This is a genomic window from Streptomyces sp. NPDC127117, assembly GCF_042677325.1.
GTDB lineage: Bacteria > Actinomycetota > Actinomycetes > Streptomycetales > Streptomycetaceae > Streptomyces.
This window is the reverse complement of sequence record NZ_JBHXTM010000002.1, coordinates 235,500-251,793: the sequence shown is the minus strand read 5'-3', so window position 1 is coordinate 251,793 and position 16,294 is coordinate 235,500. Positions and strand designations below refer to the sequence as shown.

At 72.6% G+C, this 16,294-nt stretch carries 12 protein-coding genes; 9 read left to right on the top strand and 3 right to left on the bottom strand.

The genetic code is table 11. The features are described from left to right. The first annotated feature begins 93 nt into the window (after positions 1–93). The 7 genes from ACFVH0_RS03100 (at position 94) to ACFVH0_RS03070 (ending at position 9,676) form a co-directional block, all read left to right on the top strand. Entirely contained in the window at positions 94–498 is a 405-nt protein-coding gene (locus ACFVH0_RS03100; RefSeq protein ID WP_385817798.1) for a hypothetical protein, read from the top strand. Positions 499–589: 91 nt separating this feature from the next. After that, positions 590–2,689, top strand: coding sequence for a phage holin family protein (locus tag ACFVH0_RS03095; protein ID WP_385817716.1), 2,100 nt, complete (start codon positions 590–592; stop codon positions 2,687–2,689). A 27-nt stretch (positions 2,690–2,716) separates the two neighbouring features. Then, a complete protein-coding gene (ligA, locus tag ACFVH0_RS03090; RefSeq protein ID WP_385817715.1) occupies positions 2,717–4,828 on the top strand; it encodes an NAD-dependent DNA ligase LigA in 2,112 nt (703 codons plus the stop codon). Positions 4,829–4,973: 145 nt separating this feature from the next. Beyond that, positions 4,974–5,798 carry a rod shape-determining protein gene (locus ACFVH0_RS03085; RefSeq protein ID WP_385817714.1) on the top strand — a complete coding sequence of 275 codons (825 nt, stop codon included), beginning with the start codon at positions 4,974–4,976 and terminating at the stop codon, positions 5,796–5,798. A 29-nt stretch (positions 5,799–5,827) separates the two neighbouring features. After that, positions 5,828–6,379: a hypothetical protein gene (locus ACFVH0_RS03080; RefSeq protein WP_385817713.1), complete on the top strand. Its 552-nt coding sequence runs from the start codon at positions 5,828–5,830 to the stop codon at positions 6,377–6,379. A 57-nt stretch (positions 6,380–6,436) separates the two neighbouring features. After that, entirely contained in the window at positions 6,437–8,809 is a 2,373-nt protein-coding gene (secD, locus tag ACFVH0_RS03075; protein ID WP_385817712.1) for a protein translocase subunit SecD, read from the top strand. A 123-nt stretch (positions 8,810–8,932) separates the two neighbouring features. After that, positions 8,933–9,676 (top strand): YoaK family protein, encoded by a 744-nt coding sequence (locus ACFVH0_RS03070; RefSeq protein ID WP_385817797.1) that lies wholly within the window; start codon positions 8,933–8,935, stop codon positions 9,674–9,676. Here ACFVH0_RS03070 and ACFVH0_RS03065 read toward each other — a convergent pair. Further along, positions 9,666–10,469: a helix-turn-helix domain-containing protein gene (locus tag ACFVH0_RS03065; RefSeq protein WP_385817711.1), complete on the bottom strand. Its 804-nt coding sequence runs from the start codon at positions 10,467–10,469 to the stop codon at positions 9,666–9,668. The genes ACFVH0_RS03070 and ACFVH0_RS03065 overlap by 11 nt on opposite strands. Before the next feature lie 63 nt (positions 10,470–10,532). On the opposite strand from ACFVH0_RS03065, the gene ACFVH0_RS03060 reads away from it, so the two are divergent. Further along, complete coding sequence (locus ACFVH0_RS03060; protein ID WP_385817710.1) at positions 10,533–10,838, top strand: 4a-hydroxytetrahydrobiopterin dehydratase; 306 nt, start codon at positions 10,533–10,535, stop codon at positions 10,836–10,838. 34 nt (positions 10,839–10,872) lie between these two features. Here the strand turns inward: ACFVH0_RS03060 and ACFVH0_RS03055 are convergent, their stop codons facing one another. Both ACFVH0_RS03055 and ACFVH0_RS03050 read right to left on the bottom strand, forming a co-directional pair. Continuing rightward, positions 10,873–11,835 carry a LysR family transcriptional regulator gene (locus ACFVH0_RS03055; protein ID WP_385817709.1) on the bottom strand — a complete coding sequence of 321 codons (963 nt, stop codon included), beginning with the start codon at positions 11,833–11,835 and terminating at the stop codon, positions 10,873–10,875. A gap of 114 nt (positions 11,836–11,949) precedes the next feature. Then, positions 11,950–14,895: a hypothetical protein gene (locus ACFVH0_RS03050; RefSeq protein WP_385817708.1), complete on the bottom strand. Its 2,946-nt coding sequence runs from the start codon at positions 14,893–14,895 to the stop codon at positions 11,950–11,952. A gap of 343 nt (positions 14,896–15,238) precedes the next feature. On the opposite strand from ACFVH0_RS03050, the gene ACFVH0_RS03045 reads away from it, so the two are divergent. After that, on the top strand, positions 15,239–16,168 hold the full coding sequence (locus tag ACFVH0_RS03045; RefSeq protein WP_385817707.1) for a class I SAM-dependent methyltransferase: 930 nt from the start codon (positions 15,239–15,241) through the stop codon (positions 16,166–16,168). Positions 16,169–16,294 lie beyond the last annotated feature (126 nt).

Here is a 16,294-nt window from a genome sequence, read left to right as displayed (position 1 = left end):
CTCCCTCCCGTCCCGGCGCGCGCCTTTTTGCGCGGGAGGGCGGAGGGTAGGGTCGCCGATACGCCTAGCACCGGGGGAACGGCCATGGTGGACGTGACGGACGTACGGGTGGCGGCCATCGCCAGCCTCACACCGCTGGAAGAGCTCGACAACGACCCGTTCCTCGTGGACACCCGCAGCCAGCAGGACATGTGCGCCCGCTGGGCCGCGGACAAGGGCTACGTCGTCACCCGGCAGCTGCGGCTCTACGGACTGCGCCCCGACCACCACGCCCTGTGGACCGACGTCGAGAGCGGCGACGTCGAACTCTTCGTCGCCGCCAACGACCGGGTGCTGGCACGGGCCCTCACCTCGGTGCCGGAGTTCGCCGCGGAGTGCGAGCGGCGCGGTGTGCGCCTGGAGCTGGCCGGGCTGGACGAGCCGCCGTACAACGCCCGTGCCAAGGCGAGCGTGCACCGCAGACTCTCCATGCCGACCGCCGGCTACGACGGCTGCTGACCGTCCGGCCCCGGTGGTCCGCGGCCCCGCTGTGAAAAGCTGGGGGGCCGAGGCCCGGAACGGCGGGGGCCGGACGTGAGGTGGAAAAGGCGTGAATGACGGGCGATGGCGAGCAGCCGGCAGCGCCCTGATGCGAGTGGTCGTGGTGTGGGCGGTCTCGACGCTCACGATGCTGGCGCTCGCCGGGATCCTGCCGGACTTCCAGCTCCAGTCGGACGACGGCGACAGCATAACCAAGACCGCGTTCACCGCCGCCTGGGGCGCCGGCGCGTTCGGTCTGCTCTCCGCACTGGTCTGGCCGCTCCTGGTGAGGGCGCTGCTCATCGTGCCCGCACTGGTTCTCGGGCTGCTCGTGTTCTTCCTGAACGGCTCGCTGCTGCTGCTCGCCCTGCGGCTCATCCCGGACGGGCGCGGCGCCGCCAACCCGGAGACGGCCGTCGTCGTCGCTGCCGTGATGTCCGCCGTCGCCTCGGCGACCTCCACCGCGCTCGCCGTCCGTGACGACAACGCCTACCGGCGCAGGCTCTCCCGGCTGGCCGTCCGCCGCCGGCGCCGCACCGGCACGGACAGCGGACGCAGCGGACCGCCGGGCACCGTCTTCCTCCAGCTCGACGGCGTCGGCCACGACGCGCTCGCCCGCGCCGCCGACGAAGGGCTGATGCCGACCGTCGCACAGTGGCTGGCCGACAAGGAGGGGCACCGGCTCACCCCGTGGCGCACCGACTGGTCCAGCCAGACCGGGGCCAGCCAGCTCGGCATCCTGCACGGCAGCAACCACGACGTCCCCGCCTTCCGCTGGTACGAGAAGGAGACCGGCGACGTCATGGTCTCCAGCAGACCCGCCAGCGCCCTCGAACTCCAGCGCAGGGCCATCGCACGCACCAACGACCCTGGGCTGCTCACCCTGGACGGGGCCAGCCGCGGCAACCTCTTCAGCGGCGGCGCCGACCAGCTGGCGCTCGTCCTGTCCATGGCGGCCCGGTTCGGCAAGGGCCGCCGCTCCAGGGCCGGGTACTTCGCGTACTTCTCCGACCCGGCCAACGCCGTGCGCACCGCCCTCTCGTTCGTCGCCGAGGTCTGTCGCGAGATCGGCCAGTCGACCCGGGCGCGGATGCGGAAGGTCACGCCCCGGATCAAGCGCGGCGGGCTGTACCCCTTCATCCGGGCCTTCGCGACCGTCGTCGAACGCGATGTGGTGGTCTCCGCCGTCATCGGGGACATGTTCGCCGGCCGGACCGCCGTCTACGCCGACCTGGTCGCCTATGACGAGGTGGCGCACCACTCCGGACCCAACAGCCGCGACGCGGAGAAGGTGCTCGCCCGTCTGGACCGCTCGCTCGCCCTGATCGTCAAGGTCGCCGAGCACACCCCGCGCACCTACCGGATCGTGCTGCTCTCCGACCACGGGCAGAGCCCGGGGGAGACCTTCGCGGGGGCGTACGGGCTGACCCTCAAGGATCTGGTGCGGGCCGGCTGCGGGCTGCCGGTGTCCCGACGGGCGCAGCGCACCCCCAGCGGCTCGGAGGCGCGTGACGCGGTACGGATCGCCCTGCACCGGCCGGTCGGCGAGGGCGCGGCGGAACCTCTCGCGACCCCGTCCGACCCGGTGGTCCTCGCGTCCGGGAACCTCGGCCTGATCTCCTTCCCCGACATCGCGGGGCGCGCCTCGCGCGAACAGCTCGACCGCAGTCACCCCGCCCTGCTCGGCACCCTCGCCAACCACCCCGGCATCGGCTTTCTGCTGGTCCGCAGCGAGGGACGCGGATCGGTGGTGCTGGGCCGCGGCGGCGCGGAGATCCCGGTGTCGGAGCTGGTGGACGGGGAGGGGCCGCTGGCCCCGTTCGGCCCCGGGGCGGCCGCGGCGGTGCGGCGGACTGACACCTTCCCGCACGTCGCCGACATCATGGTCAACTCGATGTACGACGGCGCCACGGGCTGCGTGCACGCCTTCGAGGAACAGATCGGCTCGCACGGCGGCCTCGGCGGCGAGCAGTCCCGGCCGTTCCTGCTGTGGCCGTCCGAGCTGTCCGCGCCGGTGGCCCCGGACACGGAGCTGGTCGGCGCCGAACAGGTGCACGGCGTGCTGCGGCGCTGGCTGCGGGAGTGCTCGGGCCCGCAGATTCCGCTGCCGCCACCGGGCGCGGCGGGCGGCACCGACGAGCCGGACGGAACGGTCCGGGCAGCCGGCTGAGGGCCGTTGTCAGTGGTGGGCGGCAGGATGGGGGCCATGACGAACTCAGCTGATGTGCTCGCCGACACCGCCGCCTACGCCGCCGCAGTCGAAGAGGCGTCGCGGGCCGCCGCCGCGTACTACGCCACGGGCGAGAGCACGCTCGACGACGACGCCTACGACCGGCTGGTGCGGGGGATCGCCGCATACGAACACGAGCACCCCGAGGAGACGCTGGACGCCTCCCCGACCGGCAAGGTGGCGGGCGGCGCCGCGACCGGGGACGTGCCGCACACCGTTCCGATGCTGTCCCTGGACAACGTCTTCTCGGCCGAACAGTTCGTCACCTGGACGGCGTCGCTGGAGCGCCGGATAGGCCGCCCCGTCGTGGCCTGGAGCGTGGAGCCGAAGCTCGACGGGCTCGCCGTCGCGGCGCGCTACCGGGCGGGCCGCCTGGAGCAGCTGATCACCCGGGGCGACGGCACCGCGGGCGAGGACGTCTCGCACGCGATCGGCACCGTGGTGGGCCTGCCCGAGCAGCTCGCCGAGCCGGTGACGATCGAGATGCGCGGCGAGATCCTCATGACCACCGAGCAGTTCGAGCAGGCCAACGCCGTACGCACCGAACACGGCGGCGCCCCCTTCGCCAACCCGAGGAACGGCGCGGCGGGCACCCTCCGTGCCAAGGACCGCGCCTACACGGTGGAGATGACGTTCTTCGCCTACGGTGCCCTGCCGCTGCCCGACTCCGGCGAGCTGGCCGACCGACTCGCCGGACTCCCGCACAGCGAGGTCCTCTCCTACGTCGCCCGGCTCGGCGTGCACACCGCGGCGGACACGGACGTCGCGCCGCGCACCGTCACCACCGTCGAGGAGGTGCAGAGCCGGGTCGAGGAAGTCGCCGCCCTGCGCGCCTCGTTGCCGTTCGGCATCGACGGCATCGTGATCAAGGCCGACCTCGCGGCCGACCGGCGCGAGGCCGGATCCGGGACCAGGGCGCCGCGCTGGGCCATCGCGTACAAGCTCCCGGCCGTCGAGAAGGTCACCCGGCTCCTGGCCGTCGAATGGAACGTGGGCCGGACCGGCATCATCGCACCGCGCGCCGTGCTGGAGCCGGTCGAGATCGACGGCTCGACCGTCAGCTACGCCACGCTGCACAACCCCGCCGACATAACCCGCCGCGATCTGCGCCTGGGCGACCGGGTGATGGTCTACAAGGCGGGCGACATCATCCCCCGGATCGAGGCCCCCGTCGCCCATCTGCGCACCGGTGACGAGAAGCCCATCGACTTCCCCGGGGCCTGCCCGCAGTGCGGCTCCGAGATAGACACCAGCGAGCAGCGCTGGCGCTGCGTCCGGGGCCGCGGCTGCCGGCTCGTCGCCTCCGTCTCGTACGCGGCGGGCCGCGACCAGCTCGACATCGAGGGCCTCGGCGCGACCCGGGTCGTCCAGCTCGTCGACGCGGGCCTGGTCGCCGACTTCGCCGACCTGTTCACCCTCGGCCGCGAACAACTGCTGGGCCTGGAACGGATGGGCGAGACCAGCACCGACAACCTCCTGGCCGCCATCGATGCGGCCCGGACCCAGCCGCTCTCCCGGGTCTTCTGCGCGCTCGGCGTACGCGGCACCGGGCGCTCCATGTCCCGGCGCATCGCACGGTACTTCGCGGACATGGACCGGATCAGGGCGGCCGACGCGGAGGAGCTCCAGCAGGTCGACGGCATCGGCAAGGAGAAGGCCGCGGGTGTCGTCGCGGAGCTGGTGGAGCTGGCCCCGCTGATCGAGAAGCTGGTGGCCGCCGGGGTGAACATGACGGAGCCCGGCGCGACGCCGCCGCCCGAGCCGGGGGAGGAGAGCACGGAAGGCGCTGTTGCCGACGGGGACGGGGAGGGGGACGGTCTGCCGCTGGAGGGGATGACCGTGGTCGTCACCGGAGCCATGACCGGCGCACTGGAGAAGCTCTCCCGCAACGAGATGAACGAGCTGATCGAGCGGGCCGGCGGGAAGTCCTCGTCCAGCGTCTCCAAGCGCACCTCGCTCCTGGTGGCCGGGGAGAAGGCCGGATCCAAGCGCACCAAGGCCGAGGATCTCGGCGTCCGGATCGCCGCACCGGACGAGTTCGCCGAACTGGTTGCCGTCTTCCTGCCGTCGGAGGTGTGACACACGACAGCCCCCGGCCCTTGGATTTTGCCCGGGAGTGGCTTTCTTTGCCTCCCTATTGCATAGTGAGGGCTCGGCCATGCCTCGCTATCAGCGGGTCCATGGGTGGTTTGCGTGGCTGCGGTAGCAGGGCGGGGGAGGGGCGATGCGTTCTCTGCACGACGGACGACGACTCGGCCCGTCCTCCCGCCGGGGCCACCGCGGTGTCACCCGTGGCCTCGCCCTCGATCTCGGCAGCTCCCGCACCCGCGTCTGGGTGCCCGGACACGGCGTCCTGGCCGACAGCGACGTCCACGACGACTCCGGTACGGAGTCGGGGCCCGGCCGCCCGGTCCGGCGGGGGCGCATCGTCGACCCCGAGTCCTGCGGCCGGCTGCTCGGCCGTATCGCCGACACGGCACTGGGTACGGACCGCACCGGCACCGTGATCGTGGTCAGCCACCCCGTCCTCGCCGGGGCCCGGCACCGTGCCGCGGCGGCGGAACTGATCGCCGGTCTGGGGCCGACGACCGTCATCGCCCTCGACAGCGCGAGGGCCGCCGCCGCATGCGCCGGACCACGGACCGGCGGGCCGCTGCTCGTCGTCGACATCGGCGCCGGACTGACCGAGGTGACCGTGCTCGTCGACGGGCAGGTCCGCGACGCCCGCCAGGCCGAGACCGGGCTCGACGACCTCGACCCGGCCCGGCCGCCTGCCGCCGTCGCCCGCACCGTGCTGGACATGATCACGCAGATGTGGAAGCAGGACCGGCACGGCGCCGTCCTCGGCGCCCTGCGCAAGGGCCCGTTGCTGACCGGGGGCGGTGCCGCCCGCCCCGACATCACCGACGGGATCGCGCTCCGCCTCGGCGTCCCGGTCCGTCCCGCCGACGACCCGGCGACCGCGGTCGTACGCGGCGCCGGCCTGGTCCTCAGCTCCGTACTCCGCCGGGCCGGCACGGCACCGGCCCCGACCGGCGAAACCGGGTGACCCCCCTCCCGGGGCCGCCCCCGGGGAAGGTGTCCCCGAGGGCACGGCCGGGCGCCCCGGCACACCCCGGCACCGCGCGGTCGGCCCGGCTGCTCCTCGCCGCCCTTCTGCTCGCCGTCCTCACCGTCGTCGGCGGCACCCCCGCAGCCGCCGGTTACGTACTCCCCGCCCGGCCGTCCGCCGGGGTACCGCCCTCCGCCGCGTACACACCCGGCGCCCATCAGCCCACCCAGCACACCGACCGGACCGCCCGCGCCGGCGCCTTCCACGACTCCCGGCGCAGCCGCACCGTCACGGCCACCGACCACCACCGGTCCCAGCCGCCGCCCGCACCCCGTCCCCTGCCCCGGGCCGGCAGCGACCAGGCTCGCACGGCGCACCACCTCCCGCCGCCCGGCCCGGACCTCGTCCTGCTGCCCGGCGCGCCCGGCATCCACACGCCGCGCCGCGCCCACCGCCCGGCCCCCGCCGCGCCCTCTCGTGCCACCGACCGTTCCCGCGTCACGCTCCCCGGCGTACGCGGGCCTCCGTGGACGGCCGTTCACCGGCCACCGGTCCTGTCACCGGTCCCGTCCCGCTGAACCGCCGTCCCGTCCTCGCCGAGGTGAGGGCGCCCGGCGCCCCCTCGGAGGAAACCCATGACTCGCGCCACCACGGTGCGGGCGGTTCTGGCTGCGGCCGTACTGCTCGTCTCCGTGCTCATCACGCTGACCATGTCACCCAGACTCGGCCTCGATCTTCAGGGCGGCACCCGAATGGTGCTCCAGGCCAAGGACTCGGACACCGCGAAGGCGGACCGGGAGAGCACCGACCGCACCCTGGAGGTGCTCCGCCAGCGCATCGACTCCCTCGGCGTCGCCGAACCCACACTGACCCGTTCCGGCGAGGACCGGATCATCGTCGAACTCCCGGACGTCCAGGACCCGCGCAAGGCCGCCGAGGTCATCGGCAGAACCGCCCAGCTCAGCTTCCACGCGGTCCAGGGCCCCGCCACCGCTCCGAACGAGGACGGGGCGGACACCGAGCCCGGAGCCGAGCCCGGATCCAAGCCCGGAGCCGAGCCCGGTGCCGGCCGGAGCCCCGATGCCGGGCCGACGCTCCCCGATGAACAGGGCCGCGCCCTCGACCTCGGCCCGGCCAGGCTCTCCGGCGCCGGGGTCAAGGACGCCACCGCCGTGTTCGACGCCCAGCAGGGCGCCGGCTGGACCGTCTCCCTCGACTTCCACAAGGCGGCGGGCCGGGACTGGACCCGGCTGACCGGGGAAGCCGCCTGCCACCCGGTACAGGACGACCGGCGCCGCGTCGCCATCGTCCTCGACCAGCAGATCATCTCCTCGCCGCAGGTCTCGCCCTCCGTCGGCTGCAACGCCGGCCTGCCCTCCGGCTCCACCCAGATCACCGGATCCTTCAGCGCGGACGAGGCCCGCGAACTGGCCCTGCTGATCAAGGGCGGTGCCCTGCCGCTCCCCGTCGAGATCGTCGAGCAGCGGACCGTCGGCCCGACGCTCGGCGCCGCCGCGATCGATGCCAGCGCCCGGGCCGCCCTCATCGGCGCCGCCGCCACCGCGCTCTTCATCACCGTCGTGTACCGGCTCTTCGGCGCACTGGCCGCCGTCGCCCTCGCCGCCTACGGACTGATCTCCTACGCGGCCCTGGTGGCCCTCGGCGTCACCCTCACCCTTCCGGGCCTCGCCGGATTCGTCCTGGCCATCGGGATGGCGGTCGACGCCAACGTGCTGGTCTTCGAGCGGGCCAGGGAGGAGCACACCCAGCATCCTGGGCGGTCGCTGCGCTCCTCGCTGATCGCCGGATTCCGCGGCGCCTGGAGCGCCGTCGCCGACTCCAACGTGACGACGCTGATCGCGGCCGGACTGCTCTTCTTCCTCGGCTCGGGACCGGTGAAGGGCTTCGGCGTCACCCTTGCCATCGGCGTACTGGCCTCCATGTTCTCCGCGCTCGTCATCGCCCGCGCACTCACCGAGATCGCCGCGGGCTCCCGGTTCGTCGGCGACTACCGGGGCGTCAACGGCATCTCCGGCCCCGGCCGGGTGCGCACCTGGCTGACCCGCCGCGACCCCCAGCTGATGCGGTCCCCGCGCCGCTGGCTGCTGATCTCCTCGGCACTGGTCGCCGTCGCCGTCCTCGGCATCCTCGTACGCGGCGTCAACCTGGGTGTCGAATTCACCGGCGGTCGGCTCGTGGAGTATTCGACCAGCCGGCCCGTCGACGTGGAGCGGGCCCGCACCGCCCTGGCCGGCGCGGGCTTCGGCGATGCCGAGGTCACCACGGCGGGTGCGGGCGACCTCTCCGTACGGACCGGGAAGCTCGACAACGACGGCGAGCACGCCCTGCGCGCAGCCCTCGCGGAGGAGGGCGGCAAGACCACCAAGGTCCGCGACGAACTCATCGGCCCCAGCCTCGGCGACGAACTCCGGCGCAATGCCCTGATCGCGCTCGGCATCGCAGTCCTGGTCCAACTGGCCTATCTGGCGGTCAGGTTCCGCTGGACGTTCGCGGTGGCCGCGGTCGGAGCCCTCGTCCATGACGTCATCGTCCTGGTCGGCGCCTTCGCCTGGCTGGGGCGCACCGTCGACGGCATCTTCCTGGCCGCGCTCCTCACCGTCATCGGATACTCCGTCAACGACTCGGTGGTGGTCTTCGACCGGGTGCGGGAACTGTGGGCGAAGGCCCGCCGCCGGCCCGTCGCCGAGGTCGCCAACCGGGCCGTCCTGCAGACCGTCCCGAGAACGCTCAACACCGGAATGGGCGCCCTGTTCATCCTCACCGCACTCGCCGTGCTGGGCGGTGACTCGCTCGCGGACTTCGCGCTGGCCCTGCTCATCGGGATCTGCGTCGGCACGTACTCCTCGGTGATGACCGCGGTCCCGGCCGCCCTCGTCCTGGAACGGAGCAGCAAGGCCCCGCCGCCCGCCCGGAAGCGGTCTCCCGGCCGCCGCTCCGGTACGAGAACGGCGCGTCGGGATCCGCTCGACAACGGGGCACGCGTGTAGCGACCGGTGCTCCTCCCGGCCCGCCGTGCCGGGAGGAGCACTGTGCGTCGGTCATGGTGTTCCACGGGCCCGGGGCGCACAATTCCGAGCAGCCGTCCCCGTGATCGGAGTGTGCCCGTGCCCATGCCCGTCCTGCTGCGTGAGGCCTGGAGCACCGTCGTTCCGGATCTGAAGGACCGTCATGGACCGCTGCCGCCCCTGATGCTCGCCCTGACCGTCGTCACCGGGCTGGTCGACGCCGTCAGCTATCTGGAGCTGGGCCGGGTGTTCGTGGCGAACATGACCGGCAACGTGGTCTTCTCCGGCTTCGCCATCGCCGGAGCCCCCGGGTTCTCGCTCGCAGCGTCCCTCGTCGCGCTCGCCGCGTTCGCGGCCGGGGCACTGCTCGGCGGCCTGATCGTGCACCGCACCCAGACGCACCGCGGCCGGATGCTGCTGTACGCGCTCCTCGTGGAGACCGCCTGCGTCCTGGCCGCGCTGATCGTCACCGCGGCCTCCGGCCACCCGTTCACCGGCGGGGTCCGCTTCGCGCTCGTCGTGCTCCTCGGCCTGGGGCTCGGTGTGCAGAACGCCGTGTCCCGGGCGCTGGCGGTTCCCGACCTCACCACGACCGTGCTGACCCTGACCATCACCGGCATCCTCTCCGACAGCCGGTTCGCCGGCGGAGGCGGCAGCCGGGCCGGACGGCGGGTGCTCTCGGCCGCCGCGATGATGCTGGGCGCGGTCGCCGGCGCCATGGCCGTACTGCACGGGCATCCGAGGCTTCCGCTGCTGATCGCCGCGGCCGTGCTGGCCTGCGTGACCGTCGCGGCGACCGTCCTGGCGCGCTCCCGGGCGCAGTGGGTCGCTCCGGTCGTCAGGAAGTGAGCGCGCGCAGATGGTCGGCGGTGGCCCGGTCGGCGGGCAGGAACGTCTCGATCGCCAGCTCGGCCACCGTCACATCCATCGGCGTGTTGAACGTCGCGATGGAGCAGACGAAGGAGAGCACCTCTCCGTCGTGCTCGATCAGCAACGGCAGCGCGAACGGCAGCGACGGGGCGGCCCCGGCGCCGATGGAGCCGGTGCTCTCCGGTACGGGATAGCCCGCGACCTCCTCGTACACCTCGCGAAGCTCCGCCGAACGGGCCAGGGCGATCTGACGCTCCATCTGGGCCAGCAGATCGGCCCGCCACTCCCGCAGATTCCGGATGTGCGGGGCGAGCCCGTCCGGGTGCAGGGTGAGCCGCATGGCGTTCAGCGGCGGCACGAGCAGGTGCTCGGCCACCTTGTCCATCAGCAGCGCCATGCCCCGATTGGCCGCCACCACGTTGTACGTGCCGTCGACGACGAGCGCCGGATACGGGTCGTACGCCCGGAGCAGCCGCTCCATGCCCTCCCGCAGCGTGTCCAGCGCGGGGTCGTCGAGCGCGGTCTGCGCGTAGCGCGGGGCGTAACCGGCCACCACCAGAAGGGCGTTGCGCTCCCTGACCGGGACTTCCAGGTGCTCGGCCAGCCGCAGGATCATCTCCTCGCTGGGGCGGGACCGGCCCGTCTCGATGAAGGAGATGTGCCGGGCCGAGGAATCGGCACGGAGCGCCAGTTCCAGTTGGCTGATCCGGCGCTGCTCCCGCCAACTGCGCAGCAGCGGCCCTACCCCCGTGTCAATCGCGACAGTCGTCATACCCAGACCGTAACGTCACCGGCACCGCCGACCGGCACCGTTCACCGATGAGGGAGTCGCCGCATGCCCGCCGCACCGCTGTCGCAGCAGGAGATCGAGGACCGTCTGGGCGACCTGCCCGGCTGGTCGCTGGAGGGCGACCGGATCACCTGCACCTACCGGCTCCACAGCCACTTCGCCGCCCTCGGACTGACCGCGCACGTCGCCGCGATCCAGGACGAACTGAACCACCACTCCGATCTGACCCTCGGCTACAACACCGTCTCCCTCTCCGTGAACACGCACGACGCGGGCGGTGTGGTCACCGAGAACGATCTGAAGCTGGCCGCGCGAGTGGCGGCGATCGCCGACGGACACGGGGTGCGGTAGCCGGGGCGGCACGCGGTGCGCGTCACGCCACATGTCACATAGCCGCCCCGAACCGCGGATGTGCGGCGAGCCAGCGCGTATAGCTCTCGCTGCGCTCCGCCGCCGCCGCGTACGCCGCCCGGGTGTGCCCGCTCACCGCGCCCGCCGCGGCAGCGGCCGCCGCCGACCGAGGATGCCAGCCCAGCAGATGGCGCCAGCTGAGCGGCGAGCCGGTGATCGGCCGTGTCACCACCCCGGGTGTCGGCGGGAACGTCGCCCGGCACAGCCCGACCGCCCGCCCCACCTGTACGAGATGGACGACGGACGCCGTGTCGGTCTCGTACACCGAGACCGGGCTGAACCCGGCCCGTGCGCACGCGCCGACGAAACAGTCGGCGAAACAGCCCTCGCCCGGCACGTCCGCCCAGCACTCGTCCGCCAGGGCGGAGAGGCTGAGCTCCTCGGCACCGGCCAGCGGATGGGAATCCGGCAGCATCACGAAGACCGGGTCGATGCCGATCACCTGCCAGGTCAACCGGTCGTGCGCGGGCGGCGGGCTCTGACCGCACGCCCCGATGAGCGCGAAGTCGAGCCTGCCGTCGATCAGTTGGGCGGCGATCTCGCCCACCGACCAGGAGGTGTACGTCGACACGGGAGCGGCCGGGTGCGCGGCGACCAGCCGGTCCACCAGACCGCCCAGCAGCGGTCCGTGCGTGCCGCCCAGCCGGAAGCGTTCCATGGTCCCCCAGGCGTTGGCGAACCGCACCGCCTCCTCCTGGAGTTCGCTCACGGCGGGCAGCACCACCCGGGCCCGTTCCAGCACCAGCTCGCCGAGGAGCGTGGGCCGGGCGCCGGTGTGGTCCCGGTCGAACAGCGGCCCGCCGAGCGCCTTCTCGATCCTCCGCAACTGCGCGCTCAGGGCCGGCTGGGCGAGCCCGAGGGCCGCGGCCGCCTTGGTCAGGCTCCCGGTGTCGGCGATGGCACGTACGGTTCGCAGATGGCGCAACTCCAGCTCCATAAACGCAAGTTATGGGCCCGGAGGCCTACCGGCAATATGCCGGTGTCCAATCGGCAGCGGCGTGTCCGGAACGATGACATACACCTGAACGCCCCGGACCCCGCACGCCTTGGGTCACCCGTCGGTGAGCTTGACCAGTTCGACGCCGCTGTACGCCGGTACCCCGTCCCGCGTGACGACCGCGCGGACCGTGACCCAGCCCGTGGCACCGCCGGGGTTCGGGGCGAGCCACACACTGCCGTCGGCGTCGGTGACCAGACGGGCGATCGGCCGGCCCTCGATCTCCCACTCGATGTCCGCACCGGTCAGGTCGACCGGTGCGCCGTCCCAGGCGGCGAGGGCCAGCGCCGCCCGGGTGGTGCCGGCGGCGGGGAGCTCGGCGGGTGTGGCGGTGAGCCGGAGGTCGGCGTGGATCGTGTCGGTCCGGTAGCCCGCCAGATCAGCCGGGTACCAAGCGAGTTCGGGAACGAACCGGCCGCCCGCCCAGCGCGCGAGATGGCCGGGCCGGTGGTGCGCGTCGTCGATCAGCGCGTACGTCGGGGTTCCGTGCTCGGAGGCGACGAAGCCGTGCGGCGCGACGGTCACCGTGCCCAGGCCGCCGGGCAGTGGCAGCGCGCGGGGCTGGATGTCGTGGCTGGCCACGATCTCCACACCCCCGTCGAACACCGTCCGCGACACCTTCAGGTCCTCGGTGAGGTACCGGAACGCGGTCATCCGCCGCCCGAAGTACCGGCCGGCGACCCGCCGCTGGACCAGCGACAGGCCCTTGAGCATCTCGAATCCGCGCCCCGCCCTGAAGTCCCTCTCCATGTGCTGCGCCTGGTAGTGCAGATTGAGGCCGAAAGCCAGTGCCCAGCTCAGGTTCTCGGTGGTGTCGACGCCCCGGTCGAGGTTGTGCGGGTAGAACGCGACCTTGTCGTGCAGGACGCCGGTCCCCAGTGGCCACTGCTGCACCACGGCACCGTTGCGGTTGGGGCCGTCGTACGTGTTGGCCCGGTCGCCCTGCATGGTGTTGAGGAAGAAGCCGAGGCTCGACGTCAGAGTCTGGAAGAGCCGGTCCCCGCCCACCCCCTCGGTGCCGATCGGAAGGATCGCGGCCGACTGCGCGGTCTGCTCCACCAGTTCCTCGCAGTACGCGTACGGCGGTGCGCAGAAGTCGGCCGAGTAGTCGTACTCCCGGCGCGCGATCTCGTCCTGGAACATCATGTCCAGTCCGTAGGTGTCGCGGAATGTGCGGAGCTGGTCGAGGATCAGCGCCCTGGGCGCCTTCCGCCAGCCGCCGATGAGATACCCCGGGTTGTCGGTGTGGGTCTTGGTGACCAGCTTGCCGCGCCCGTCGCGGATCCCGATCCGCTCGACGCCGCCGAGCTCCGCCACCGCCCGGCTGTCGGGGTGCCACCACGTCGGGTTGGTGTACGCGCTGGCGTAGTGCCCGCCGTCGTGGATGGTGTCGATGAGCCGCTGGAACTCCGCGGGCCCGCCGAGGTAGTCGAAGGTGAGGAAGTCCGGGTAGTGGTGGTCGTGCTGCCCGTCGGAGTAGTAGCTGGCCAGCTCTACGCTGTACGGCCCGCCGGGCACGGCACGCAGGTATTCGAGGGCCGCTTCGGGCCGTCCCGTCGCCCAGGTGCCGCCGGTCGGCTGCCACAGGTCCACCTTGAGGTGCACCGCGTCGGGCAGCCCGGCGCGCAGCCGCGGGCCGAGCTTGTCCGACAGCCCGCGCCAGGAGTCCATCCCGTTGTCCGCCCGGTAGGCCGCGAACAGGTCGAACGCGGTGCCCCCGGCCACCAGCCGGGTCGCGGGCAGGCCCCCGGTCCCGCCGGGGGCGATCCAGGCGTCCAGCCGGTGCATCAGCCCGGTCAGGGACTCCTCGCGGGCACGGGCACCCACGAAACCGAACTGCGTCGGGCGGTAGGGCTTCGCGCTCGCGGGCTGTACGGAGTACACGCCGATCGCGGAGTCGTCCTCCTCGAACAGGATCAGGTCATGGGTCGCGGTCGGCATGCCGTAGTTGGCGTAGAAGCCACCGGCGAGCACCGAACGGGTGTGGGCGAGCCCGCCCCACTTCGGCGCGATGCCGAGCATGGTGCCGTCGGCGGGGATCAGCCGGTACGCCACCTCGGGGCAGGTGATCCTGAGGATGGGCCGGGACCAGAGGTTCCGGACGGCGGTGGGGCGCAGTTCGAGGCCGCCCGGACGGAGTCTCACCGCCAGCTCGGCGGTGAAGAACCCGGGCACGGTGAAACCGACCCTGGCCTCGTCCGCGGCGACCCGGGTGATGTCGACCGTGGCCTCGTCGGAGAAGACACCGGTGCCGTTGTCGTAGTACACGGCGAGCGGCAGCACACCGGGGGACTGGACCCGGCCACCGGACGTCCAGTCGAGCAGCCGGCCGCGGTCGTCGATGAGGACCCGGTCCGCGCCGCTGGTCAGTTCCAGCGCACCGGCCCGGTTCCAGCCGGCCACCGGCCCGCCGTCGCCGACCACCTCCACGGAGTCCACGTCCAGCACGAGTGGCTCGGCCGACTGCTTGTCGTCGGGGAAGAACACCAGCACCAGCCGGCGCAGCGGGTGGGTGAGCCGGCCGTCGCCCTTTCCGCTCCATGTCATCCGGGCCAGCCGCTGCGGCTCGAACGTGACCCGGGTCCGCCCGTCGAAACCGGCCGGGTCGACCCTGCTTGCCAGCGTCCCCCACTCCTCGCTGTCCCCGTCGAAGAGCTTCAGCCAGAGGTTGCCCTTCTTCGGGGTGACCCCGGTGAGCCACACCGACACCCGGGCGAGGCCGGGCGCGTACGGGCTCGGGAAGGCCACCGAGAACTCGCTGTACGTCCCGGTCATGGTGACCCGCGCCTGCCCGGCGGTGCCGGTGGCCGCGAGGGCGGTGTTGTGCAGTGTGGTGGGCGGCAGATCGTGCGGTATGCCGTCGATGACGAGGCGTACGGTCTCCGCGGCGGTGGCGCCGTCACCGGGAGCGGGCGCGGCGACGACGGGTGCCGCAGCGGCCAGGGCGACGGCCGGTGCGGACACGGCGGCGGTTCCGGCAAGGAAGGTACGGCGCTTCATGGGTACGCTCCGGCGTTGGCTCGATGGGGCGGGCGAGTGCACCGTATGGGCCCGGTCATAACGCGTCAACACCGTTGTCACACAAGATTGTTGGGCGATGAATTAACGCGCTAAGGCCGGTGTGGGGATGATGTTTGCGGTGCCGGGCCACTGCCTGCCTCGCTCACCAGGGGGAACGCCCTTCGGTCGGTGCCTCGCCGCGCCTCGGGGGTGATCTTGATCCCGTAGTGCTTGATGCGTGAATGGCTCACGGTGCGAGGGGGTTATGACGCATCCTGTGTACGTATTGCTGAAGCGGCAATAAATCTTGCCGGAGGGTGCGGAGTGGGGTGAGGCTGGCTCCATGAGTCAGCGAACCGATCACGGTCATCACCGGCACACCTCCCCCGGCCACCACCACGGCGACCCCCAGGGACATCACCACGACAACGGCGACCTCGACTGGGACGTCATGGGACCGATGCTGGAGCAGGAGGCCGAGGTCAGCCGACCGCAGTACGAGGAGGCCGCCCGCTGGATCGCCGGGCTCCCCACCGCACCGAAGGTGCGCAGGGTCCTCGACATCGGCAGTGGACCGGGGGTGATCTCCTGCCTGCTCGCCGAGGTGTTCCCGGAGGCGGAGGTCGTCGCCGTCGACGGCACCCCGGCCCTGCTGGAGCGCACCCGCGCCCGCGCCGAACAGCTCGGCCTCGGCGACCGGGTCCGTACCCGGCATGCCGACATCCCCGACGACCTCGAAGGACTCGGGGAGGCGGACCTCATCTGGGTGGGCAACGCCCTGCACCACATGGGCGACCAGCGCGCCGTCCTCGCCGGATTCGCCGCGCTGCTGCGACCCGGCGGAACGGTGGCCCTGGCCGAGGGTGGTCTGCAGCCCCGTCGCCTCCCGCGCGACATCGGCATGGGACGGCCCGGTCTGGAGGCCAGGCTCGAAGCGATCAACGCGGACCGGTTCGAGAACATGCGGGCCGCGCTGCCCGGCGCCAAGCGGGAGACCGAGGACTGGAGCGCCCTGTTCACCGCGGTGGGGCTGGAGCCGCAGGGCACCCGCAGCTTCCTGCTCGACCTGCCGGCGCCCCTTCCCGACCGGGCCCGCGACCATGTCGTCGCCGAACTCACCCGTCGCCGTGAGATGTTCGCCGACGACCTCTCGGCCGAGGACATCGCCGTACTCGACCGGCTGCTCGACCCCGAGGACCCGGCCGGACTGCGCCGGCGCCCCGATGTCTTCCTGCTCTCGGCGCGCACGGTGCACCTGGGCCGACGGGGCTGACGCCTGCCCCGGCCATCGACGGATTGGAGTGGTACCGGGTGTCCGGACAGGACATCTCGTCCACTGGCACGGGGTGTGCGGCATGCCCAGGATGAGGCTTCGCGATCGCGGCCATCAGCGGCCCGG